Annotated in this window: 19 protein-coding genes; 10 read left to right on the top strand and 9 right to left on the bottom strand. The window is 46.5% G+C overall.

Annotated features, from left to right (window positions below):
• Positions 1-6 precede the first annotated feature (6 nt).
• Positions 7-315, top strand: coding sequence for a glycine cleavage system H family protein (locus tag AC58QC_RS22010; protein WP_497417218.1), 309 nt, complete (start codon positions 7-9; stop codon positions 313-315).
• On the opposite strand, the gene AC58QC_RS22005 is transcribed toward AC58QC_RS22010, so the two are convergent.
• From AC58QC_RS22005 to AC58QC_RS21985, 5 genes are all read right to left on the bottom strand, one after another.
• Positions 312-617 (bottom strand): hypothetical protein, encoded by a 306-nt coding sequence (locus tag AC58QC_RS22005; protein ID WP_497417217.1) that lies wholly within the window; start codon positions 615-617, stop codon positions 312-314. The genes AC58QC_RS22010 and AC58QC_RS22005 overlap by 4 nt on opposite strands.
• Before the next feature lie 134 nt (positions 618-751).
• Complete coding sequence (locus tag AC58QC_RS22000; RefSeq protein WP_497417216.1) at positions 752-2,713, bottom strand: glycoside hydrolase family 15 protein; 1,962 nt, start codon at positions 2,711-2,713, stop codon at positions 752-754.
• A 179-nt stretch (positions 2,714-2,892) separates the two neighbouring features.
• A complete protein-coding gene (locus AC58QC_RS21995) occupies positions 2,893-5,904 on the bottom strand; it encodes a 1,4-alpha-glucan branching protein domain-containing protein (protein ID WP_497417215.1) in 3,012 nt (1,003 codons plus the stop codon).
• Entirely contained in the window at positions 5,901-6,455 is a 555-nt protein-coding gene (locus AC58QC_RS21990; protein WP_497417214.1) for a DUF4912 domain-containing protein, read from the bottom strand. The genes AC58QC_RS21995 and AC58QC_RS21990 overlap by 4 nt, the downstream gene beginning before the upstream one ends.
• 241 nt (positions 6,456-6,696) lie before the next feature.
• On the bottom strand, positions 6,697-6,909 hold the full coding sequence (locus tag AC58QC_RS21985; RefSeq protein WP_497417241.1) for a KTSC domain-containing protein: 213 nt from the start codon (positions 6,907-6,909) through the stop codon (positions 6,697-6,699).
• Positions 6,910-7,101: 192 nt separating this feature from the next.
• On the opposite strand from AC58QC_RS21985, the gene AC58QC_RS21980 reads away from it, so the two are divergent.
• Positions 7,102-7,524, top strand: a complete 423-nt coding sequence (locus AC58QC_RS21980) for a hypothetical protein (protein ID WP_497417213.1) — start codon at positions 7,102-7,104, stop codon at positions 7,522-7,524.
• A gap of 267 nt (positions 7,525-7,791) precedes the next feature.
• Here the strand turns inward: AC58QC_RS21980 and AC58QC_RS21975 are convergent, their stop codons facing one another.
• Entirely contained in the window at positions 7,792-8,226 is a 435-nt protein-coding gene (locus AC58QC_RS21975) for a copper amine oxidase N-terminal domain-containing protein (RefSeq protein ID WP_497417212.1), read from the bottom strand.
• 19 nt (positions 8,227-8,245) lie between these two features.
• Entirely contained in the window at positions 8,246-9,019 is a 774-nt protein-coding gene (locus AC58QC_RS21970; RefSeq protein WP_497417211.1) for a LytR/AlgR family response regulator transcription factor, read from the bottom strand.
• Positions 9,020-9,205: 186 nt separating this feature from the next.
• On the opposite strand from AC58QC_RS21970, the gene AC58QC_RS21965 reads away from it, so the two are divergent.
• Positions 9,206-9,856, top strand: a complete 651-nt coding sequence (locus tag AC58QC_RS21965) for a hypothetical protein (RefSeq protein WP_497417210.1) — start codon at positions 9,206-9,208, stop codon at positions 9,854-9,856.
• Here AC58QC_RS21965 and AC58QC_RS21960 read toward each other — a convergent pair.
• Positions 9,806-10,447 carry a helix-turn-helix domain-containing protein gene (locus AC58QC_RS21960; protein ID WP_497417209.1) on the bottom strand — a complete coding sequence of 214 codons (642 nt, stop codon included), beginning with the start codon at positions 10,445-10,447 and terminating at the stop codon, positions 9,806-9,808. The genes AC58QC_RS21965 and AC58QC_RS21960 overlap by 51 nt on opposite strands.
• A gap of 317 nt (positions 10,448-10,764) precedes the next feature.
• Here AC58QC_RS21960 and sigI point away from each other — a divergent pair, with 317 nt between their 5' ends.
• The 4 genes from sigI to AC58QC_RS21940 all read left to right on the top strand — a co-directional run bounded on the left by sigI (position 10,765) and on the right by AC58QC_RS21940 (position 16,039).
• Positions 10,765-11,553, top strand: a complete 789-nt coding sequence (sigI, locus tag AC58QC_RS21955; RefSeq protein ID WP_497417208.1) for an RNA polymerase sigma factor SigI — start codon at positions 10,765-10,767, stop codon at positions 11,551-11,553.
• 19 nt (positions 11,554-11,572) lie between these two features.
• Positions 11,573-12,934 (top strand): anti-sigma factor domain-containing protein, encoded by a 1,362-nt coding sequence (locus tag AC58QC_RS21950; RefSeq protein WP_497417207.1) that lies wholly within the window; start codon positions 11,573-11,575, stop codon positions 12,932-12,934.
• A gap of 249 nt (positions 12,935-13,183) precedes the next feature.
• A complete protein-coding gene (locus AC58QC_RS21945) occupies positions 13,184-14,197 on the top strand; it encodes an aldo/keto reductase (protein WP_497417206.1) in 1,014 nt (337 codons plus the stop codon).
• Positions 14,198-14,530: 333 nt separating this feature from the next.
• Positions 14,531-16,039 (top strand): leucyl aminopeptidase, encoded by a 1,509-nt coding sequence (locus AC58QC_RS21940; RefSeq protein WP_497417205.1) that lies wholly within the window; start codon positions 14,531-14,533, stop codon positions 16,037-16,039.
• Positions 16,040-16,183: 144 nt separating this feature from the next.
• On the opposite strand, the gene AC58QC_RS21935 is transcribed toward AC58QC_RS21940, so the two are convergent.
• Complete coding sequence (locus AC58QC_RS21935) at positions 16,184-16,738, bottom strand: hypothetical protein (RefSeq protein WP_497417204.1); 555 nt, start codon at positions 16,736-16,738, stop codon at positions 16,184-16,186.
• Between the two features lie 129 nt (positions 16,739-16,867).
• On the opposite strand from AC58QC_RS21935, the gene AC58QC_RS21930 reads away from it, so the two are divergent.
• The 3 genes from AC58QC_RS21930 (at position 16,868) to AC58QC_RS21920 (ending at position 23,996) form a co-directional block, all read left to right on the top strand.
• Complete coding sequence (locus AC58QC_RS21930) at positions 16,868-18,145, top strand: MFS transporter (protein ID WP_497417203.1); 1,278 nt, start codon at positions 16,868-16,870, stop codon at positions 18,143-18,145.
• 1 nt (position 18,146) lies between these two features.
• Positions 18,147-19,073 carry a Gfo/Idh/MocA family protein gene (locus tag AC58QC_RS21925; protein ID WP_497417202.1) on the top strand — a complete coding sequence of 309 codons (927 nt, stop codon included), beginning with the start codon at positions 18,147-18,149 and terminating at the stop codon, positions 19,071-19,073.
• A 495-nt stretch (positions 19,074-19,568) separates the two neighbouring features.
• Positions 19,569-23,996 (top strand): OmpL47-type beta-barrel domain-containing protein, encoded by a 4,428-nt coding sequence (locus tag AC58QC_RS21920; RefSeq protein ID WP_497417201.1) that lies wholly within the window; start codon positions 19,569-19,571, stop codon positions 23,994-23,996.
• Positions 23,997-24,028 lie beyond the last annotated feature (32 nt).

The following is a 24,028-nucleotide window of genomic DNA, read 5'->3' as shown; positions in this document are numbered from 1 at the left end:
ACATACATGGATGTCATAGCGACTGAAGATTTATATTGGGTACGTAAGGAAGGCAATGAAGCAGTAATAGGGCTTACTGAGCATGCGTTAGAAAAATGGGGAATGATCCTATTCATCGAGCTGCCTGAGAAAGGTGTTGAATTAACGAAAGGGGAGTTTATGAGTTCACTCGAAACGGCTGTCGATGAATATGAGTTGTTTTCCCCTATATCTGGGAAAGTGATTGCTGTGAACTTGTTGGTAGAGCGAGCCACAATGCTGCTGTATGAGTCGCCGTACGATAAAGGCTGGTTGTTTCGGGTAGCATTGGTTTAGTCTCCGCCGCCACCGCCACCATCGCCACCACCACTGTCACCAGAATCGCCGCCTCCACTATCCCCGCCACTATCGTTGGAGTCCCCGTGCTTGTCATGACTACCATGACCGTTGTGATGATGGTTCCCATGATGACGGCGATCATCGTAGAGAGAGGAATCGCTAGCGAAGCCGCTGTAGCTGGCATCATGGCTGTCCTGTCGGCGTCTGCGCCGATTCCTTTTGCGAGAATCATGGGAAAAAGCTGTAAAAAGGAGAAGAACAACTATAACAATGACAATAAAGGTGATGAAAGTAGCCATGTTCACGCCTCCTCGAAAATAAATGGATTTTCTCCCGCGCCAAATCAGCCAACCTGCTGGGCAGATATTATCAATGGGATTTGCCCAAGCTGAAAAAAGCCGTCCCCTTAGAGAACGGCCGACATAATTCATTGCTATTTGGAAAGCTGTTTAAATTTGTTCAGATATTTGACTACAGTAAGAACATATGTCGCATGGGACCACGTAAGTGGAGCTACGGACACCGGATCGCCAGAGAAGGGATCCAATTGCTCGGACAATACGCCGCTTTCCATCGCGTGTTTGACGACCCACTCCAACGTTTTGCGCGGAGCTTCAAGTTCAGCAATCGTCTTGGCGTACTCAATTTCCCATTCAGCAATCCAGAGTGTACAAATAATCCAAGGATTACCTGGCACTTTCTCGATATCGGTGGAGCGTTGGAAGTAATAATCATGATGATAGCGGGCGGATCCACCGACCTCGGTTTTGATCATAAGACCTTCTTTGTTAGCTTGCATCGTACTTACCACACGTGGATCGTCAGCAGGCAGCACACCAAATTCAAAAATGCCATAAACAGAGCTCTCCAACGTCATATCCTTAACCCATTCGCCATCTTCCATATACAAACCGCGAACGAATCGTTGTTCATCTTCATCCCACAGATGCTTTAGGATACCGGACTTGATTTTCTCCGCAGTATGCTTGTAGCGATTGCTCCGCTCTTCATCCCCAAACAAATTGCTGAAATTCGAAGCAGCGATTAATCCTCCGTACACAGCTGAGGCTGTGAAGGTATAGATCCCGTAGCGTTCTTCCCATAAATCGTAACTCGGCTTCGGTAAATTCAACTCTTGATCAATGTATGTGGACATGAATCTCGCTGCTCTACGAATGAGGTTTCGATACAGAGATTGGGCAAATTCAAGGCTTCCATTTTTTTGGAAATCCTGCCAGAGGGCAAATAACACAAGCGCCGTTTCGTCTTCCTGTATCGGAAGCTGTACACGGCCGGAATGAATATAGGGATGCCAGCTCGAGCCTACGGTGCCGTCTGGATTGTATTTATGATGCAAATAACCTTCAGGCGACAGTACGTTCGCACAAAAGTTAAAGAAAGGAATAATCATACCTTGGTAGCCAGCCATCGACATGGAATAAGCGATTAATGCACCATCGCGGGGCCACATGTAGCTGTAATGATCTCGGTTGCTCTGCATGATGTCGGAATCGTTGGCTGCAATAATAGCACCGTTCACATCGGTTTGCGTACGAACGAGCAGCAGGCTTTGTTTGAAAAGCCGTTGCACTTCTGGTGTGAGATCGTAGTAGTCGCGATCGATTTTGTTGGCCCAACGCTGCCAATACACCGTCACACGGTCAAGCAGTTTGCCTGGGTGGCTGTCTTTGACATAAGCATCGAGCTTTTTGACTTCTTCCAAATTTTTGCCTGCGCCCATCCAGTAGTAGAGCGTTTGGTTTCCGTTAGGAGGGACGAAGAGTCGGAAGGAGATGGTACTATCGACAGAGCCTTGTGCGATGGCATTGCCCATGAGATGACCATCTTCGGCATCGCGCCATGTGCCTTCGGCGTTGTAGAACCTTTTGACACCAGTGGAATATTGATAAATACCTTCCGTACCCGTGGAGCCGTTAAACATGAAATAACGATCCTTTTTATAATGAAAGACGGTGTTCGTTAAAGGGTAGTAAGCGGCTGTATCGCCCACTTCTGTCTCATTAATGAGCAGGTCTTGGTTGAAGAACATACGTACTTCACGAACCGTATTGGTGTGATTCGTAACGTGAATCCGTTTCAAATAAATATCCTCACGCTGGTGAACGCCGTCATTCATAAGCAGAGTAACACCGAGTCCTGGATGTGTAGCTGTCACCTCAGTGACTAGGGAATCTTCTACATAGGCAAGCTTGAATTGCCATTCAGGGGCATTCAGCCATGCGAAGTCACCATCTACCCATACACCAACACGGCACTGATAACCGCCAATATGGTTAAGCTGGCCTACGAAAGGATAGTACAAATCTCTCATGTACGAATGCTGATCGAGGTTAATAAGGAATTTTCCATTTCCGATGACCAGATGTCTTGGCAATACAATCACTTCCCCACTCTTTTGTTTGATCGCGCATTCAGATCAGGCCAGGAGGTCTGAACGATGGAGCACATGTCTTGCCAATAGGTTACCTAATTCTGACAAAGGAATCAATGATTCTTTGAAAAAATTCTGAAAATTCTTACTGGTCACGCTTACATTTGGAACGGATATCCAAATTACTTGATTATTTCCTTTTGCTGCGGGGACATACTGGTTGGTATAGCCAGATTGGAAATCACCGTCTCGTAAACGTGAGTTGTCAAAGATCCAATTTTCGCCAAATCATAATTGGTATTAACGGTACGTAAGGCAGTGAATGCAAGCTTGGACGCGTAGACGGGTTGCTCTAAAAGCTGAATGATTTGCCCTGCTAAAGCATCGCTGTCCCCTGGCGGAAATGTACATCCGTTCACTCCATCTTTGACAATCTCTACGAGGCCACCAGTTTCAGAGACGATGAGAGGTGTCCCGCTGGCCATCGCTTCTAAAGCAACCAATCCGAAAGGTTCGTAGAGGCTTGGGAATATACATAGATCTGCCGAGTGTAAAAGCAAGCCTTTGTCCGCCTCATCGAGAAAGCCTGTGAAGCTAACCCGATCTCCGAGGCCTATAGAGAGCTCCTCCAACGCATCACGCTCAGGTCCCGTGCCGGCGATGATTAATTTGGAGCCCGGAAACCTAGCGAGCACATGCGGCATCGCGGCTAGGAGCGTGTGTACGCCTTTTTCAAATACAAGACGTCCGAGAAAAGCAAGGATTCGCTGCGATGTGTCGCTAGCGGAAATGGCGTCAGCCAGCAGTGGATTCATCGTAGAAGTCGATGGACCAGGTTTGCGCGAAGGAGCAATGCCGTTGGGAATAGGTGTTATTTTGTGAATAGGGATATGAAAGAGCGTCTTAACCTCCTGTTGCATAGACAGACTGCAAACGATGAGATGATCAGCCGCCGCTGTTAATTTACCTTCTAGGGTATGAATCCGTTTCTGTAACGGTGACTCCAGCTTTCCTAGATTTCGTCCCGTTTCCGTTGCGTGAATCGTGGCCAGAAGCGGGAGCCGCAGTTCTTGCTTGGCTACATGTGCTGTGTAATATACTAGCCAATCATGCGCATGCACGAGATCGAAAACGAAACCTTGCCGTGATAACTCTAACATGATATCTGTGAAGGCCATATTCATTTGGAATACGCGATCTAGAAAATGCAGGGAATCCGTCGCCCAGAGCATTTCCGCACGATGAATGTGGACACCCTCTGACACTTCATAGGGGGCACATCCGGGAGACTGACAGGTGATGACGTGAACGGTATGGCAGTCGGAAGCTAGTTGCTTGGATAGGTCGCAGACGGCTCTGGCAAGACCACCGATCACATGCGGCGGGTATTCCCAAGCGAGCATGAGAATGCGCAGTTTGGATGTATGTCGGCGAGTAGTTGCTTCTGTCAATGAGGTGACCGCAACTTCGTTTAATGGTATTTCTGTATCTACGCGCGATGGTGAGCGCTGAATGGCATGTTTAGAAGAAGATGGCTGAAAAAGCCGATAATGCAGATCTGGTAAAAAAGGTGACTTCCGTTCCAAGGAATGGACGAGTGTGGAAAGCTCTTTGTCAGTGCTGCCCTTGTCTAACGTGTTCAGCAGGTTATGGAAGTGCGACAAATGCGTTTCAATACGCTTCGTCGCATAGGAGGTGACCGTGTCCGCATCCAGAATAAACGTCCAGTCGCTGCTCTGCGCGAGCATCAGCTCCCGTGCGGCTTGATTCAACGCCCGCAGCTGCAGGCTGCTAAGCGCTGCCGGATCATGGTGCTTCTGCGCAGCCTGCACCATGCGATCCTCTGCCGCGTGCAGCCGCGGCGTAACCCACTGGCTGCGCGGCTGCAGCCAGACTTCGGCATAGCCGCCGCGACCCCAGCTCGACACCGGAAGCGAAGCAATGGTGGTCGGCGCATGGGCGGCGGCGTAGCCGCCAAGTGTAGTCGTCTGCACGACTACACTTTCATCGCTGCACGCGGCAAGGCCGCGCAGCACGGCTTCGAGCCACTGGTGGCCTTCGTACCACCAGTGCCCGAAAAGCTCGGCATCGTATGGACATACGATGACCGAGGGCTCCTCTGGCGCAGATGCTCCTGCGCCTGTGGCTGTGCGCCGCTCCGCGAGGCGGCGCACCTGCGCCACCCGGCTAGCGATGAAATGCTCAGCATGCTGCTGAGCTTTCTGAGCGGCGCGCGCCGGGTGGTAGGGCACTTTGGCGTCACCATCACCGGTGACGCTGTAGTACTTGAAGCCCGTGTTGATGCGTGCGCCGTCTGGCAGCACATAGGGCTTCAAGTAGGCCCACTCGGCCCCGCCTTCGCGGCCGAGGTCGTAGCCGATATCGCGATAATATTCGCGATAGTCGGGGTCGCCGGGGTACCCGGAGTCGGCGCTCCAGACATGGGCACCGGCCTCGGGATCCCGGGCGAACGCACAGGCGCCGCCTGGCGTGCGCAGCGGCAAGCCAGCGATGTCTGCACTTCGATCGCGATGTGCTAACGCATGTGCATGCGTATCAACGACGAAGTAGCGTAGATCTAATGCTTGCAGGTGAGGCTCAAGCGCTGGCGAATAGCCGCACTCCGGCAGCCAGATGCCTGCAGGAGCGACACCAAAATGCCGGCGGAATTCCTGCACCGCCGCCTCGAGCTGTGCGCGTAATGCAGCCTCGTTCTTTACTAAAGGCAAGAACGCATGCGTAGCGGCGCAAGTAATTAATTCTAAGCAGCCTGTGCTGTTGAGGCTGCGGAATTTCGCAATAAGATCGCCGTGTAGGCGATCGTAGAGAAGGCTGAGCCGGTGATACCGATCAGCGTACAGCTTGGCTAACGGGCCGAAGACTTCATCGCCCCACAGGCGAATGACTTCACGCTGCCCCAGCTGGCAAAGCGAGGATAGGTGCTTGCGAAGTCGCAAATGTAAACGTGAATCCTCTAACATGGCAAGCAACGGCGGAGACAAGGACAACGTTAGTCGAAATGGGACATGATCTTCAAGGAGCCTCTCCATCATGTCGATGAGAGGAAGATACGTATCGACAACAGCTTCGAAAAACCAGCGTTCTTCCAACGTAATCTCAGATGCATTATGGCGAACATAAGGGATATGGGCATGCAAGAGCAAAGCAACATAGCCTTGTACGTTAGTGCTCAATCAGTATCGCCTCCGGATTCCATATCTACTAGGTAAGTGTTCTTCGGGACATACACCGAATAGGCCGAGAAATACGCATGTACATCGGGCGTTACTTGCGGTAAATGAAGGGCCGCCAGCTGGTAGATGAAAGGCTGAGCAGATAGGGCTGGATAACTAGTGCTAGGCAGCTCAATGGCTGGAAGTTGAATGGTATTGGAATGTAGGATCGGAATGAAATGGCCTTGCTCATTCCGAACACCGAGACTTGCGAAGTACGTTTGACCGGCGTTTAACCCGCTTACAAAGCAGGATTCTCCAAGGGGAAGTAGCAGCTCTAAGACCCGCACTGCAGGTTCCTGTGGCTTGCTGTGAGATGGATCGTCCACTTCATGAAAACGAAGTGAGGGTGTTAATGAACGCCAATCCTTCTGGAAATGCTCCTGTAGGAGCATTTGCTTACTGGTTGAGAGCTGCCAATAAATAAACTGAACCGAAGGGGACTGTGCTAGTAAATAAAGCGTATCGCGATTGATGACAAAGGGGTGTGCTTGGATAGAGATCAGACTCACCTTTTCTCAAAATATCAGAATTCAAAGTTTACACAATAATATGGCGTTATTTCGTGATACATGCACTACACAAGAAGGATGCTCTACCTATATATATGTTAGGGGAATAAGAAAACCTTTATCGAGCCATTCGTTTAAGAAAGCACGTTTGTGCTAAACCTATGTTCAATTGTAGCATATGCGCCATATAAACCAAAAATCTCCACCCATATAGAAAGGGGGGAGATTGCCTGCATACGCGTTACTTGGTTGAAATGTTACCTTCCATGTACCTACTTTCCGTAAGTCTCATTAGAGAATCATACCGATTCGCCGATGTAAAAACCAAGAGATACTCATCTTGTTTCACATTGGTGTAGGAGGCTCTGAATCCGGTATGATACTGAACTGTCATGCTGGAGGATTGATCGTCATATTGGACAAAAGCAATCTGTCTGGAAACACTCGGAATCATGTTCACGCCGCTCTCCCCTTCATCTTAAGAATTCGGAAAACACGAATTGGATCGATCATTACTATATTTATGCTTATTCAAACACATTTAGAATGATTTGACATAAGCTAGCTCTCATATGAAAAAGGAATTTCACACATTTGTAACGAATATATTAAATTAATCCGGGTTCAATGATTAGGAGGGAATTCCATGAGTTTTTGCTGTGGAGCCAGTATGATTGGAACAAAAGGTACCTTGAAGCACATACGTACACAAATTCACAATGTGCCCATTCTCTTCTGCCCGGTATGTCACCATATTGAGGTTCATTATTTGGTTGAGAACGAGTATGAAATCCTCGCCGAATACGCCCATGGAGATGGAGCTGCTGAAGTCGATTTTGTTGAGTACGTAGATGGCAAAGATCATCTGTTGCACGATAATTGTGTAAACCACGAAGGTGAAGAGCCGATGGATATCGTGCGTTGTCAAATTGACATGGCGTTAGATTTATTGGGCTTCGCGAAAACCATTGCCGATCAGGAATGGGAAGATCAACTTATGAAACGGTTAAAAATGCTAAGCGCGCGTCGTGACAAGCTGAAAAATAAAAAAACCTCTAAGAACACTTAGAGGTGCAAATACATGGTGGGGGGTAGTTCCCAAATTGAGCGAAATCCTGCCACTGCATGAAGCTATCAACTGTGTTAGTTGGAAAACCTACAGCTAATTCGTTGATTTCTAGAAGAAAATTCCGTTTTAATGGAAAACCTCCTGTTAATTTTCTGGTTTTTGCTGTGTTCAAAGCAAATCCCAGAGAATAGCGGGAGGTTTTCCTGTTATTTGGCGTAGAGACGGAATTTTGCCGAAAATAACGGGAGTTTTTACAGTAAATAAGATTTATCGTTCAATGTTAATAGATGAGTTTTCTCCGTCCCAAGTAACTTTCTTTTGCAATGCTTCGCCAACGAAACGCAGTGGCACGTAGGTTTGATTTTCTATAATTATAGGCGCTTCCGCTAATTGCTGAGCTTGTCCATTAACGAAAGCCGAATGGTCACCTATGGATAGCTTGATAGATAAGCCTTCCTTTGATCCAGTTATGGTATGACTACTAGGTTCCCATTCTATTTGAAGGCCCAGATGCTGGAAAAAGGAGCGGAAGGGGACTAGAACTATGCCATCTTTGTTAAGTGGCGCATCAGCTAATGGCATGCTTATGTTATCTACATAGACTTGAATATGCTTTTTGCCAAAGGCTGCGAATTCCCTACAACATCTTTTCTTGGTTGCAGAAAATAGAAAGAGCCGCGCTACTACTGGTAGCGGGCTCAACTAAATTGTACATCAACACTTACTTGATTTCCTGAAGCAATCTGGCAAAATCCTTCTGTAAGTCTCGACTCAAAGGAATCTTGACGGAGGTATGCCTCAAATGAATCAGGAATCTCCGAGAAGTGGGAAAGCCACTTTCTTTCACAAAAGAGACGACATGCCGCAAATTAACTAGAAAGCCCTTGAAAGGGCTGAACATATGAGGTGTGCTTTGAGCTAGAATATCGGATAAATTAGAACTGGATTCCATTTGAGCACCGTTGACCAGATGGATTCTAGTGTGTCGCTTATCTTCCTTCTCGACGAAAAGAATGGCGTCCTCGGAGATGGGCAGCTGTGATTTCTGATTTTTAATGGTGATCCAAGTTGCTGAGGTTGGCTGGGGATCTTGCAGCACGCGGCTGCGATCTAATTGAATTTCGGCGACGGCTTTTCGAATGGCGGCTTGAAATTTAGGAAGCATGACAGGCTTGGAAAGAAAATAGACAGAGTCTAGCTCGTGAAAGGCCGTCAAAATATGATCCATATTTGTTGTTCCGCTAACCATGATCACCTTTTGCTGATAGCCAGCCATGCGTAAGGATTGAACGACGCTTATTCCATCCAAATTACCTTCAAGTCCAATATCCATGAGCACAATATCAGGCTGAAGCTTGTCGTAATCCAGTAGAAATTGTTCACCGTCTGACACAATAGAAAGGACTTCTAATCCGCATTGCTGACAATAGCTTTCAAGTAATTGACCTACCCAGTAGTTATCTTCTACGATGGCGACTGTAAAGCCGTGCTTCATTTGTTGATCTCACTCCAATCCTTTCTATACAACAGCACGAACGATGTCATCTTATACGCGTTAACAGCCAACTTAGTCCACTTTGCAGGCAAGAGTACGATTATCTTGTATACTTCGAAGTGTGATTGGTAAAGGTCAGGCTGCCCATAGAATGATGTCTTTGGTTAGAAATGAGGGGAACCGCAATTGTTTACATGGGTAAAATTGATACTAGGTATTATTCATTTTGTTCCCATGCTCTTATTCTCTTTGTTGCTATTTCGGATTCGAGTAAAGCCATATTGGAAACAAATATCACTTGCTGTGCTGGCAGGATCTATGTTCGCCTTGATCACGGACTCGCCTTTATTATTGGTTTGCCTCATATGTATATTACTTATGTGCGTTTGGAAATATCGTTTTGTACCTGCATTACTTATTGCACTTTCAGGCTACATGATGTCTGCCCTTGTGTCTACTACTGTGATCGTGTGCATAGATTTCACACAAGCAGGAGCCTATATTGATATCAAAGACGACCTCACCATTTCCATTGTGACGCGTATCTTCATTTTGTTGGCAAAATGTGGGTTGCTTCTCTTTCTCTACAAACAACGATTAGGATTTACCTTCCTCTCGAATTATACGAGAATTGCGTTCGTAGCTGAGAATACAGCTGTGTATCTATACATGGTCGTAGTTTTCACAGGTATGATTTACCGACATGCATTTCGCGATAATGTTTTCAGTGCTATTATGCCAATTCAGATATTGAGTATGGCAACAATCCTTTTTATTTATGTCATGCTAAGTAAGGAATTTAGCCTTCAAAGAAGAGGGGCAAAGGGAACCCAATGATTCCACAGCGTGTCCATTATTCAGAGCAACGTAATCAAGAATCGTTTGATGATACTTCTTCTGTGGAATGGCTGCGGCAATGATGAAAGGTGCATTTTCATAGGTATCAAAATAAAGTTTGCCTTCTGAGGAGGCATACTTTTTTATTTTGTTCAGATTTACGAAAAGATGCATATCTAACTTAACAAAGTGGTTCTCCGTTAATGTTTCAATGAAGTGGGTGAAGGCTACGAGAGATTCAACCTGCTCTTCTTTCATCCCTTCTTCAGATACATAGAGGATCGTTTGAATTCCGAACTCGACGTACCAGATGTTATCCAGTTTTACCTGAGCTGGTTTAGACCAAGTGGCAGCTTCTTCTAAATATCCTGCCTTTTTAAGTAAGTCGGTGTACGGATATTGATAGGCGTGAGCCAATTTTCTTAAGGTCTCAGGAGAGGGTTTAATGACATCATTGGTCGTTCGATTACGACCTAACTCCAGATCCCTGATATAAGCGTGAGATAAACCGCTTTTGTTAGCTGCTTTACGCAGTGATGCTTTGCCTCGTAAGGTTTCAAGAAACTTACCGAATTGATTGCTAGCTTCCATTATGAAACACCCCCCAATCTTACCATTTTAAGAATAATACAAGTTATCGAGTTTCGAAACCGAAGTTTTTCTGATTGGCATTTTTATAAATTAGCTTTAACGCCGTGCTTACCCAGCATGGCATCGATAAAGGTTATCTTAATATTATAAAGGATTGATTAAGTAATTGAAACCGTAAACAAGGGTTTATTTGCCAGTAGGTGCTCATTTAGAGATCTATGTTATAATGAATCAGCAATTTATTTTCGATTTTCATCACGTGTACCCCCCGAATTGTTATACATAGGGACGAAACTACTATACTGTGAGGTGGAAAGGTGCTACTGGTACTATTCAAAAAGTTTCTGGGAAAGAATGAGTCCCATGGAAAAAATGAACCGCAAGCCTCTTCACTCGAGGTCACCATACATCAAATTCAATCAGGAGACCTACGACTAAGGAATCAATTTATTGCGGATTATCAGCCGTATGTAGCGAAAGTGACGAGCAGATTCTGTAAACGATTTATTGATCCCGCCAGGGATGATGAATTTAGTATTGCATTAGCCGCTTTTAATGAAGCTATTAACCAATACTCTTCGGCTATGGGAAGGTCTTTCCTAGGTTTTGCAGAGACGGTTATCCGGCGGAGGTTAATTGATTTTATTCGTAAGGAGCAACGTTTCAAAGGGCAGATCCCTTACAGCTCATTTGATCAGGAAGATGATGAAGATAACTTAATGAATCCCATTGAGGTTCATCAAGCGATTGAAGCCTATGAGAAACAGAAGGGTTTAGAAGAAAGACGAAGTGAAATTATTGATTTTAATCGCTGTTTGAGTGATTTCGAAATTAGTTTTTCGGAATTGACGGATGCCTCTCCCAAGCATGACGACTCAAGGCAGATGCTGTTCGGTATTGGCCGCACACTTGCACAGGATTCAGAGCTTATGCGCACTCTGTTGACGAAACGACAGCTGCCTATTAAAGAGCTGCTCGAGCAGGTTCAAGTATCTAGGAAAACCTTGGAACGAAATCGTAAGTACATCATTGCAATTGCACTTATTTTTAACGGTCCATATCCGTATTTACGGGATTACTTACATATTCGTGATGACGAAAGTTGAATGAAAGGAAGAACAGCGCATGAACAAGGGGATCGTAATGGAATTAAGCGAGAGCTCCATTATTGTAATGAATTCAGAGGGTCGTTTTGACAAGCTTCCAAGGGGGACACGTAGCTGTGAGTTAGGAGAAGAGATTCTCTACGCGCCAGTGAAACGTCGGTTAAGGGTACCGCAAATGGCGATCGTTTCAGGATTAGCTGCAGCGATTATGGTATGCTTCGTTCTAGTCTCAACCTTGTCAGGGGGGGTACCAGGCAATAGCGTTGTTGCGTACGTAACCATTGATATTAATCCAAGTGTTGAAATTGGGATCGATAATAATGAGATTGTTCGTGACCTGCACGGATTAAATACTGACGGCGATGATTTGATTCAAGCATTAGTCTTTGAAGGCAAATCGTTAGAGGACGTAACGTCTGATATTCTAGATAAAGCCGAGCAGGGTGCATTGGCTAAAGGCGAGGGAGATATTATTATTTCCTCCACAGTTGTTGGCTCTAATACAACAGTGAGCGACGAAGCCATTGCGACGAGGCTAAAAGCTCAGGTCGCTAAGCACATCGAAGATAGCCATCCGGATCGAGTGAAAAATTATGAGGTGCAAGCCTTCGCTGCTCCGCAAGAGGTCAGGAAGGAAGCGCAAGCGAGTGGGGTTTCCGCAGGGAAATATGCCATCTATCTAAACGCCATTGATAATGGTGTGAAAGTATCGCTAGATGACATCAAGACCACTTCCATTCATCAACTTGCGAAGGACAACGGTGGTATTCAATCATTCGTCAAACAGCCGATAGATAAGTCTTCTTTACAAAGACTACTGGCTGACGAAAAATCCGGCAAGCTTAGTGAGCGCGTACAACAGACGCAAAATGCAAGATCCGGTGCGAGCAATTCATCTAATAAAGATGATGATAAAAACAAAAATAACAACGGCAAAGGGAATAGCTCAGGGAGTAATACCCCGGGCAAAGTGACAAGTAAACCTACGCCGACGCCAACATCGAAGAATGATCGAGATAATAATAAGAATAATGATAGAAACAACAACAATGACAAGAACAATGGAAATGACAAGAATAACAACGGAAATGACAAGAACAACAGTAATGATAAAAACAATAAAGATAATGATAATAAATCGACCCCAAAGCCGGATCGTAGGGATGACGACGATGATAAGAACTCATCCTCTACGAAGAGGCCTACTCCAACACCTAAGGTAACCGCTAAGCCTACTGTGAAGCCGACAAGCTCAAGTAAACCAACGGTAAAGCCTTTCCAGCAATCCAGAGATGACTTGGGGCGATTCCCAGGAGTAACATGGGGCTGGGGAAACAATGATCGGGACGACAATGGGAATAATAATGAGGGAAGACGGTAGTAATCACCTGTCAGCGAAGGCAGAAGGGATTACGATTGATGCTGTCTGGAAGTAGAGAGAACACCTGAGGCGAAGGCCTTAGGTGTTTTTGCATGTTGAAATCCGATTACACGCATGGAAAGTGCAACCGAGTTGTATTACAATAGTTGAAGTGTAGTAAAGGATTATGATCATGCGGGAGAGCATGATGAGAGCAAGTTAATCTAGTTAATCTGATAACGTAGCAGTAAACCTAAGGGGGAATAGGCCATGAGATATTCGACGTTTGGGAAGTCAGGCTATAAAGTGTCGTCGCTAGGATTCGGCGCAATGAATCTGCCAAGTGTACCGTTAGAACAAGCAAGAGAAGCACTCAATTATGCCTTGGATCATGGCATTAACTATATAGATACGGCTGCTGCCTATAGGAATAGTGAAGAAATTATTGGCGAGTGTATCTCGCATCGGAGACAGGAGTATTTCCTGGCAACGAAAACAGGAGCACGCGATTATGCAACCGCGAAAGCGGAAATTGAGCGAAGCTTGGTGCGTATGAAGACCGATTATGTGGATTTGCTGCAAATACACTATGTGAATAATGTGACGGAATACAAGAAAGCGATGGAAGTCGGTGGCGCTTATGAGGCTGCGCTAGAGGCTCAGCGAGAAGGAAAGGTGCGATTTATCGGCATTTCCGGACACCGTCCAGATCTACTTGTCAAATGGATTGCGAAGGGGCAATTCTCGCAAATTCTATTCCATTTGAATTTGGCACAGCCCTTCGCGCTGGATGAGTTGATTCCCAAAGCGTCCGAGATGGATCTGATGCGGGTAGCAATGAAGCCTTTGTCGGGTGGATTCATTCAACCTGTGGATCGGGCGATTCGGTATCCGTATAGCCAAGATGTGCATGTTACCATTTCTGGAATGATAAGCGTCCAGGAAGTACAAGAGAATTTGGATGCTCAAGAGAAGGAAGTAGGGCCAGTGGAACGCCATGAGTTAGAGCAGCTAGCTCTTGAATTAGGTGAGCATGATTGCAGACGCTGTAACTATTGCTCGTGTCCACTGGAAGTTTCGATCCCTGATGTGATGATCGCGAGTAAGTTCAGAGAGAAATTTGGCTTGCTGCCGAAGGGGGACGGATTCTTCCAACGGCAAAAGGATAGAATAACAGGCTGTGCAGACCATGACCCATGTAAGGTGGTACCACTTTGCGAAGCGAAGTGTCCGTACCAATTGCCGATGCAGTCGGTGGTGCAGAAGGCAGCTTCGTTTTATTAGGATGGTGACAGCTAGATTAGAGGCAGATAGAGATCAGGCAATGCTCCGCCTGCCGTCTACGTTGTGCGGGATCGCGGGCGTAGCAAATAACTGGAAAATGTACAGTTATTTCAAACGGATTTCCTCTTTTGCGAGGAATAAATGGATTTTATGTAGTTAATTTGCTCGGTTTGGGCAATAATCGGTTAGAATGGCAAAATTAGCTGGTGTTTTTCCAGTTATTTTTGTTTTTGGCTGAGATATTGAATAATTAACTGGAGTTTTTCCAGTTAATTGGGAATCTGGGATCAATGAAAAGACTCGAAATATGGATGAGGGCAGGGACATTTTCCTATGTTTACAAAAATAACGGACATCACAACGCGTGTTTACACCTCGTTGTCGGATAATACAACAGGGGCAGACGCGATTCTCGTCTGCCTCACAGAAGCGGAGCTGCGCCAGGACGGCGTCCTCGGCCAGCCGCAGCTCGATCAGGCCCTTGAGCGCATGCGCGCAAAGGGCCTATTCACCGGCGCCTCAGGCGAGCTCGAGGCGCTGCCGACCCACGGGCTGCTGCCGTATGCGTACGTGCTCGTTGCGGGGCTCGGCCCCGCAGGCACGCGTGATACGCTGCGCGCAGCCGCGGTCTTTGCAGCGCGCAAGATGCTCGCGCTGCGGTTCGAACGCTTGGCGCTGAAGCTGCCAAGCGGCTTTGACAGCCGGTCAGCCGCCTCGGCGCTGACCGAAGGGCTGCTCCTCGGTACGTACCGCATCGCGGCGTACCGCAAGAACGAGCCTGCGCGCGCGGAGCTGCGCCAGGCGGTGTTGCTCACAGAAGCGGCTGCGGATGCAGCGCTTCTGCCGAAAGTGATCGCAGCCGCAGAGGCGGTTGCGGAGGGCACGAACTATGCCCGGGATCTCACGAACCTCCCGGGCAACAAGCTTGTACCGGCTTCCCTCGCAGAGGAAGCCATCAAACTCGCCCAGCACTATGGCTTCGCTTGCGAAGTGCTGGATGAGCACGAGATCGCCGCCCGCGGGATGGGCGGCCTCATCGCGGTGGGCGCGGGCAGCGTCCACCCGCCCCGCATGATCACCCTGCGTTACACGGGTGATCCCGACAATGCCGACGTGCTGGGCCTCGTCGGCAAGGGAGTGACCTTCGATACCGGCGGAATCTCGATGAAAAAGCCCGACGGCATGGAGGAAATGATCAGTGATATGGGCGGAGCCGCAACACTGCTTGGAGCCCTGCATGTCGTTGGCCAATTGAAGCCGAAGGTGAACCTCGTTGTGGTCATTCCGGCAGCGGAAAATATGACGTCGGGTGGCGCGTACCGCCCAGGAGATATCGTCACAATGCTCAGCGGGCATTCTGTGGAGGTACTGAATACCGATGCGGAGGGCCGTATTATTTTGGCAGAGGGAATCACTTACGCGAAAGCGCATGGAGCGAACCGTCTGATCGACGTAGCCACATTAACTGGAGCAATCCTTATCTCATTTGCGGATATCGCGACAGGGGCCGTAACGAATGACGACGAGTTCTTGAAGCCATTTTTGCAAGCCGCATCAGCTGCAGGTGAGAAAGTATGGCAGCTTCCTAACTACCCCGAATATCGTGCGATGCTGAAGAGTGAAGTAGCGGATATCAAAAACGCGACTTCCTCCGACCGCTGGGCAGGCGCGATTACTGCAGGTTTGTTCATCGGTTATTTTGCCGAGGAAACGCCGTGGATCCATCTGGATACAGGCGGTACAGCTTGGCTTTGGTCGGCCAAAGGCATTGAACCTAAAGGGGCAACGGGTGTCATGGTCCGAACGTTAGCCGCGTATTTATGCGGTGAGCAGCTTACTTAGTCTTTTCACTAAGAATGTAAAATCTGGTTTCCCTAATCCTTTCCACCAAAAAAATCACCCATGCCTGAGCCTCTTCTTACTTGCCTGATTGCAGGTAAGTAGAGAACTCAAACTTCGGGTGATTTTATGCGTTCTAGCGATCTGTTATGCACCAACCTGTTGCCCTACGGAAGCAGGGTGGTTGATGTTGGTTTGTTGCAACTCTTGAATATCCGAAATACGAATAATTAAACGGTTTACTTCATTGGTTGTATAAGAGAGCTGTTCTGTGCGCTGCTCGAGCTGTGATAAGGAAATGCCGACCCAGTTCTTTTTGCGGCTATGCGTGAGTAAATCATATTTTAGAACCGTAAGCGTTGCCGCAAATGGATCTGGCTTTACATACACATCCTTCATTTTATCCGCCAGATTGAAGAAAAGCTTGCCGCCATTCCATTTGATATCCCCTGGTTCAAAAAGGATCACAATAAAATCGGAATCTCCGCCGTCCTTATTTTCCATCGAAATGAGACGTACGGCGCCGTTAGCCTTTGGCTTAATATATTGATTAGAACGAATATCTGGAAGAAAAGGAACGACCAGAAGCGGGCAAACACTAGCGATATACAAATAAGTAGTTGACTCAAACTTGATAGAGAGTACAATGAAAGTCAAAAAGAGCAACAAGGTTGCAAGTAGACCCAAAAGTTTAGGTTTCATAAGTTTACGAAGATCCCGCCTGACATGATAGATTAGGTAGTCCTACCTATTTTACCATAAGCAACCCATAGGTTGTAAACTATTAGATCCTGCTAACCTTGCTAGACAGACAAAAGGAGGTTTATGCCTATGAAATTATTCGATCCGAACGCGCGTAAGCCGAAGAAAAAAATGTCCACATACCGTAAAAGCTTATTAGTCGCGACATTTGAGGGCTTCCCTGCTGTTATCATTTTTCAACTGCTAGGTGGACCGTTCTTAACAGGTTATTTGATTTACTTGGGAGCAAGCTCAACCGAGATTGGCTTTATTCTAGCGATCACCACCGTCGTGAACATCGTTCAAATTGCGATGGCGGTCATCATGCAAAAATTCCGAAATCGAAAACGTATGCTGATTATTTTCGGATCTACGCATCGAATACTATGGGCCTGTGTAGGCCTTATCCCTTTTGTCTTACCGCAAGAGTATTGGGTCATCACCTATATGATTTTGTACACGGCTGCTCATCTAGGGAATGCTGCTGGGGGAATTGTGTGGACCTCCTTAATCAGCGACGCGGTACCTGGTCCGATTCGGGGACGGTATTTTGGGCTGCGCAATACCATTTTAGGGGGAGTTAGCTCGCTGGCGCTTTTTATAGGTGGTCAGATTCTTGATAAATATCCCGGTGAGCAGGGCTTTACATATATTTTTATGATCGTTAGTGTATGTGTGGTTTTGAACGTGATTGCTTACTTTTTGTATCCGAATCCACCTTTCGAGCCATCAACGGCATCGAATCCCGTGGGGATGATACGGAAGCCTCTAATGGACCGCGCTTTTCTAAAAGCAATTATTTTTCTGGCAGCTTTCCTCTTCGTTCAGGGACTGACCGTGCCTCTATTCTCTTATGTCATGCTGAAGCTGATGAACATTACGTATGGAACTGTTTCCTATATTACAGTGGTCCATACCTTGGTCATGATGGCTAGCTATTATGTATGGGGAAATTTGAACGCGCGATTCTCGGCTCAAACCTTGCTATTATGGTCTTTGCCGATTATTGCCTTGGCCTGCCTCTTATGGGGAGCGATCGCCTTCGTTCCAGCAGTTGTTGTCCTGTTTGCCGTTCATATTGTGCTGGGTATTGGCTTGGGAGGCTTCAATCAAATGGTATTCGCTTTTACGATTGGAGATACACCGAAGAGTGAGCGTCCGATGTATATTGCGACGTACTCGGCGATCACTGGTTTTGCGGCTTTCTTGGGACCTGTTGCAGGTGGCAAGATTTACGCCTTAATTGCGGATCAACCTATGTGGGTGCAGGTGTATGGCGTGTCTACGTTGGTTGGTGCTATTTTGCTCATACTAGGATTGTGGGTAGGACGTTACGTATTACGAACAGAGATAAGGAGTGGCGTTTAGTATGTCTAGAAAGAGAATAGGCCTTATCGGCTTAGGCGATATCGCACAAAAAGTATATTTACCGCTGCTTTCCATCAATGAACAAGTGGAACTCGTAGGGATTATGAGCTCTACGCCTGCGACCGTTGAACGCATGAAAACGAAGTATAGAGTACCGTTCGGGACGACGCAGTTGGATGAACTATTAGCGCTTGGGTTGGATGCTGTTTTCGTGCATAGTCCGACGTCGACACATTTTGATATTGCGATGAAATGTATGGCACATGGCATAGCGGTATATGTAGATAAGCCGCTTTCTTATACGTGGGCAGAGTCAGTGGAAATGGCCTCCTATGCGGAGCGAAAAGGTGTGCTGCTCGCTGCGGGCTTCAACCGTCGCTACGCACCACTATATATTGAGGCGAAGATGTGGCTGCAGGAAGCGGGTGGATTTGATGTGGCTTCTGCCGTTAAGCATCGTACCAAGCTTCAGGGGCACGGCGCCAAAGAAACGCTCTATGACGATTTGATTCATATGCTGGACACCTTGCTTTGGTTGGGTGAGCGTCCTTACGAGGTGAGAGCCTCTCATCAACAGGTGGATGACAGTGGCAAGCTGCTACATGCGTCAGGCACGCTGGGATTCGGTTCCGCGATCGGCTCCTACAGTATGGTGAGACTAGCAGGTGTTGATTTGGAAAAAGTCGAGCTGCACGGCAGCGGTAGATCCGTCGAGGTGACGAATTTGGAGTCAGCGGTCTTCTATGATAAAAATGCTGCTCCGCGTCTGCGTACCTTTGGCAGCTGGGATACGGTGCTGGAGCGTAGAGGCTTCGCCGGCGTTGTTCAGCATTTCTTGGCTTCGCTTGATAATCCGAATGCTTGCGGCATCCGGGGGGATCTGGTGCTGGCTTCGCATCAGCTGGTTGAGAGGCTGTGCCACAAATAACGGAACGTCAGTGTGCTATTTGGCCAAACTAGCTTGATTTCAGCTTCTAACGGAATGAAGGGATGCTATTTCGTCGTTTTCACATCAAAAAGCACCCTCATGCAAAGAATAGCGGACTTACGTTCCGCATCTCAGCCAAAACGCTTGAAATTCACGAAATAGTGACTCCTAGTTCCGTATCGGTTGACGTGAGTGGGATAAAGGAATAAAGCCCTCATCTTGGTGACAAGGTGGGGGCTTTTTCATGATTGCGCAAGAAAGTCCAATGATAGAATCCAAGATTACATGCAGAAGAAATCGATAGAGTTCATATAAGTAGGTTTTGTTCACACTACAAAATGAAGTATTGTTCAGTTTTCGACGGAATGTTGACTACACGTAGAAGGGCTTACGTTCTAACATATAGACAAGCAGTGATGACATCGCTTTGCGAAATTCGGCGTACGGGGGGATACAAGACTCATCACTCAACTCAACCACAAAAGGAGACGGAGCATGATGCATAGAAAGCACAAACTGTTAGGATGGTTTTTGCTGTTGATAGCCATTACATCTCTTAATCTCACCAAACAATCGGAAGCTTTGGCCGCGCCAGCAGCACCAACGACTTATTTCCAGGATGATTTTTCGGATGGTGATTATACGGCTAATCCAGTATGGACACCAGCGTCCGGAACATGGAAAGTGAATACGGACCCGACTGATGCTAGTAATAAAATGTTGAATCAGACGGACGCTGGGGAAGGTATCATTACTGCAGGAGATTCTACATGGACGGATTCTACGGTTACTATGCGTTTCTACACAGGTGCTGGTGGAGCTTATCCAGGAATACTGGCGCGTGTTCAAGACTATAGAAACTTTTATTATTTTCAAATGCAAAAGACCGATACTTTGGTTCTTTCAAAAAGGATCAACGGTACGGATACGGTTATAAAAAGCCTTAGTTATGCCATGAACCAAAATACATGGTATACACTTAAGATGACATTGGTAGGCAATAACATTACCTGCTATATCGTTAATAATGGAACGGATAAGCTCGTTTTTAATGCGACGGATACGACTTTCCCCAGTGGTAAGATCGGAATCCGAAATAAATGGCAAGCCATCTATTTGGATAATGTGAAGGTAACGGACGCACCGGCTGTCAACACTTCAGTCGTACAATCGGCCACTCAAACCACTTCGTCGATTTCGTTAAATTGGTCTCCTGTCGATGGAGCAACAAGTTACAATATTTATCGTTCAACGACGGCAAATAGCGGTTATACCTTTGTATCCAATAGCTCAACCAACAGCTTTGTGGATACGGGGTTACTTTTTGATACCGCTTACTATTATAAAATTGCCTTTGTGTATGGCGGTCTGACGGAATCCCAATGGTCAACTGAACTCAGTACTCGGACTACGCCAGCACCACCAGTTGCACCTACGGGGCAGACCGCAGTAGCCGTAAATTCCTCGAAAATAAGTATGAGTTGGGCTGCAGCGTTGAAAGCGACAGGTTATCGAGTATACCGATCATCAGATGCAGGTAATACGTTCACCCAAGTGTATGACGGAGCGGCTTTAAGCTATACAGATACTGGGCTAAATGCGAACACAGCCTATACGTATCGTATAACCGCTTATAACACGATCGGAGAATCACCATCCGCGGCTGTACTGGCTACTACCTATCAGTATGATGCGCCTGGGAGCTTTGCAGCTGCTTCTGTTTCCTCCACATCAGCAGATTTAAGTTGGGACAGCGTACAAGGAACAAACGTTACCTATAAGATCAGCAGATCCTCAAGCGCGACTGGAACTTATAGCCAGATATACAGCGGTATGAACACCGTGTTTATCGATAAAGGCTTAACGCAAGGTACAGGATACTTTTATAAACTAGTTGCGGTTATAGATGGGGTAACATCAGCCTTATCAGATCCGCTTGGCGTAGGCACTTTGAGAACTGCCATTACACCTGGTACGGTATGGTCAGATCTCAGTGGTAATCCTATTGATGCCCATGGAGCAGGTATCATGTTTGATCAGAAAACGCAGAAATATTACTGGTATGGTGAGTACCACAAAGGTGCATGGCCTTCAGCGGGTGTGAGAGTTTACTCTTCCACGGATCTGTACAATTGGAAAGATGAAGGCATGGCACTAACCATGGTAAAATCGATGGACGATTTTACGAATGATCCTTTCATTTCTGCTCTCTATGCCGGTAGAACGGATACGTTGAACATCTGGGCAGATATACGAACGGGCCGAATTATTGAGAGACCCAAAGTTATCTATAATGATAAAACCAAGAAATATGTCATGTGGGCTCATATTGATGGAGATAAAGATCCGAATAATAACAATGCAAACTATGGAAAAGCGCAAGCCGGTTATGCCATAAGTGATTCACCAATAGGTCCGTTTATCTACCAGAAGAGCTATCGTATGGATCAAGCACCAGCGGGGCAGATCGATTATCAGCCTGGCAACCCCGGCATGGCACGTGATATGAATTTGTTTAAAGATGATGATGGTACGGCCTATCTCATCTATTCCAGCGAAGAAAACTTAACGATCTATATTTCCAAGCTGTTGGATGATTACTCTGACGTGACTGGCTGGCACACGGATGGCCTTGTAGATGCCAATGGCAAACCTATCCGAGATACAAGCTATAAGGCTGTTTACGGCTCAGATTACGTAAGAGTATTTCCGGGTACTCAGCGTGAAGCTCCAGCGATATTCAAATTCAATGGGAAGTACTACATGTTAACTTCTGGCGCAACAGGATGGTCTCCGAATGAAAATAAATTCAGCGTTGCGGATACGATGTTTGGTCCATGGTCAACGCCAGTTAATCCTTTTGTTAGAACAACTACATCGGATCCTGATCCACAGACTGCCTTCAAATCTCAAACGACAGCCGTAATTCCGGTTGACCCTGCGAAAGGCAAATTCATCTATGTGGGGGATGATTGGAATGGTGGGCAGTTCACGACGAATGGCGGTGCCAAATATATTTGGCTGCCGATTGAATTTGGTCAAGGTACGGATATCTCAATAAGATGGTATAGCAGCTGGACAACAGATGTATTAAACAGCATGGGTAAGATGGACATCAATGTTAAATTACCTGAGGTTGTTGCAACCGGAAGCCTGTTGAGATTACCGAGTCAAATCGAAGTTACGCCAAGTGGAGCTGCGGTTGCAACGACAACACCTGTTACGTGGTCAGTCAATTCACAGCCCCTATCAGCGAGTACATTTGCACTTCCTGGTGTCTATACGTTACAGGCTGTTCTTCCACAGTTTAATAATAAAGCGTTGCGTTTTAAAATTTACGCCGTTCCTGATAAGACGATCTATTTTGTGAATAGCGGTGGTTATGCGACGAGTGATTACAATCTAATGACCTCCTATCTTCAAGACACCCTTATGAATAAGAGCACTGTTGAACAGGCTTACAATTCAGCTGATCCGGCTGCTTGGGGCTATGTAGGAACGAATTCGAATTCAGCAGGTTCAGCCAGTGGGGATATTTTCTCAACACTTCGATATTTGAATGGTGGCAATGTTAGTAATTCCCCTGCGGGTACGGACTTGACCTACAAGTTCAATGTGAAAAATGGTTCCTACATGGTGTTCACAGGCTTTAATGATATATGGAATAATGCCTCCAGAAAGGCAGACTTATATATCAATGGGGTTAAAAAGAATGCAATCACGTTTATATCCAATACGGTCTATGGACATTCTGTTGATGTGACGGAAGGCACGATCACCGTTACAGTGAGAAATACGGCCTCACAGGATCCGTTGATCAACTGGCTGATGATTGTTGACTCTACACAGACTCATGATCCATTAATGGGACTTCAGGTTGTTTCGACAACATCCAATTCTGCAGAGCTTTCCTGGAACAAAGCGATTGGGGCAACCTCCTATACACTATACAGATCAACTAGTATAGATGGCACCTATGCGCCGATTTATCAGGGAGGGGCAGCAACTTTCACGGACAGTGGAGTTGACCCTGCTGTACGCTATTACTATAAGGTTACTTCTACCAGCGCATCTGTCGAATCGCCAATGTCAGATTCAGTCTCGATCCTCTTGGATCAAACGAAGCCAGTTACCGAATTTGCAATGGCAAAAGCGGCTAACATGGGCTGGTACACCACGAATGTCGTATCGCTGAATGCTGCCGATGACTTATCTGGTGTAGCCAAGACGGAATACACACTTGGTGATTTGACAAATTGGACGGAGTATTCGGGACCGTTTACACTACTCCAAGATGGTACTTATACAATCCAGTACCACTCCGTGGACAGGGCAGGCAATGTTGAAGAAGTGAAACAGCAGACAGTACATGTTGATGTAACACTGCCTAGCTATAAGTTTTTGATCAATGGCAATGAGTTAATGGAGGGAGACTCCTTTGATGATCATCTGCCTCTAACCTTCCAAGTATCCGATAATCTATCCGGATTAGCTTCTGCACAGATCACGGTTAGCGGCTCGGTCTATGCGTTAGATCTGACAAAGGGATCAAGCTTAGTTATCGATTTAGCGGGAAAAGTTGGAAATAATCATGTATCTATCATGGTTGAAGATAGAGCAGGGAATAAATTGCTTAAGAATTTCCAAATCAATGTGACGACCAGCATAACTGCCATGAATCAGTTGCTTAATCGTTATAATGCTTCTCTAAGCAAGTCCTTAACATCTCAGTTGAGCAATGCCCTCAAGCAATCAGAGCATAAGTTGGATATGAACCGGCCGGATCAGGCAGCCAAGCATATGGAGGACTTTGTGAAACATCTGAATAAAGCAGCAATTGGAGAAGATATTGATAACAGCGGCGTAAAAGCTATCTTTCTTGCTGATGCAAACGCATTGATCGAGCAATGGTCAGGTGAGTAAATTCTTGTTGCCATCTTAAGCAAAAACACCGT

It is taken from the genome of Paenibacillus sp. J22P51 (genome assembly GCF_059692215.1).
The sequence above is the reverse complement of the archived record's forward strand: the minus strand, read 5'-3'. Positions and strand labels throughout refer to the sequence as shown.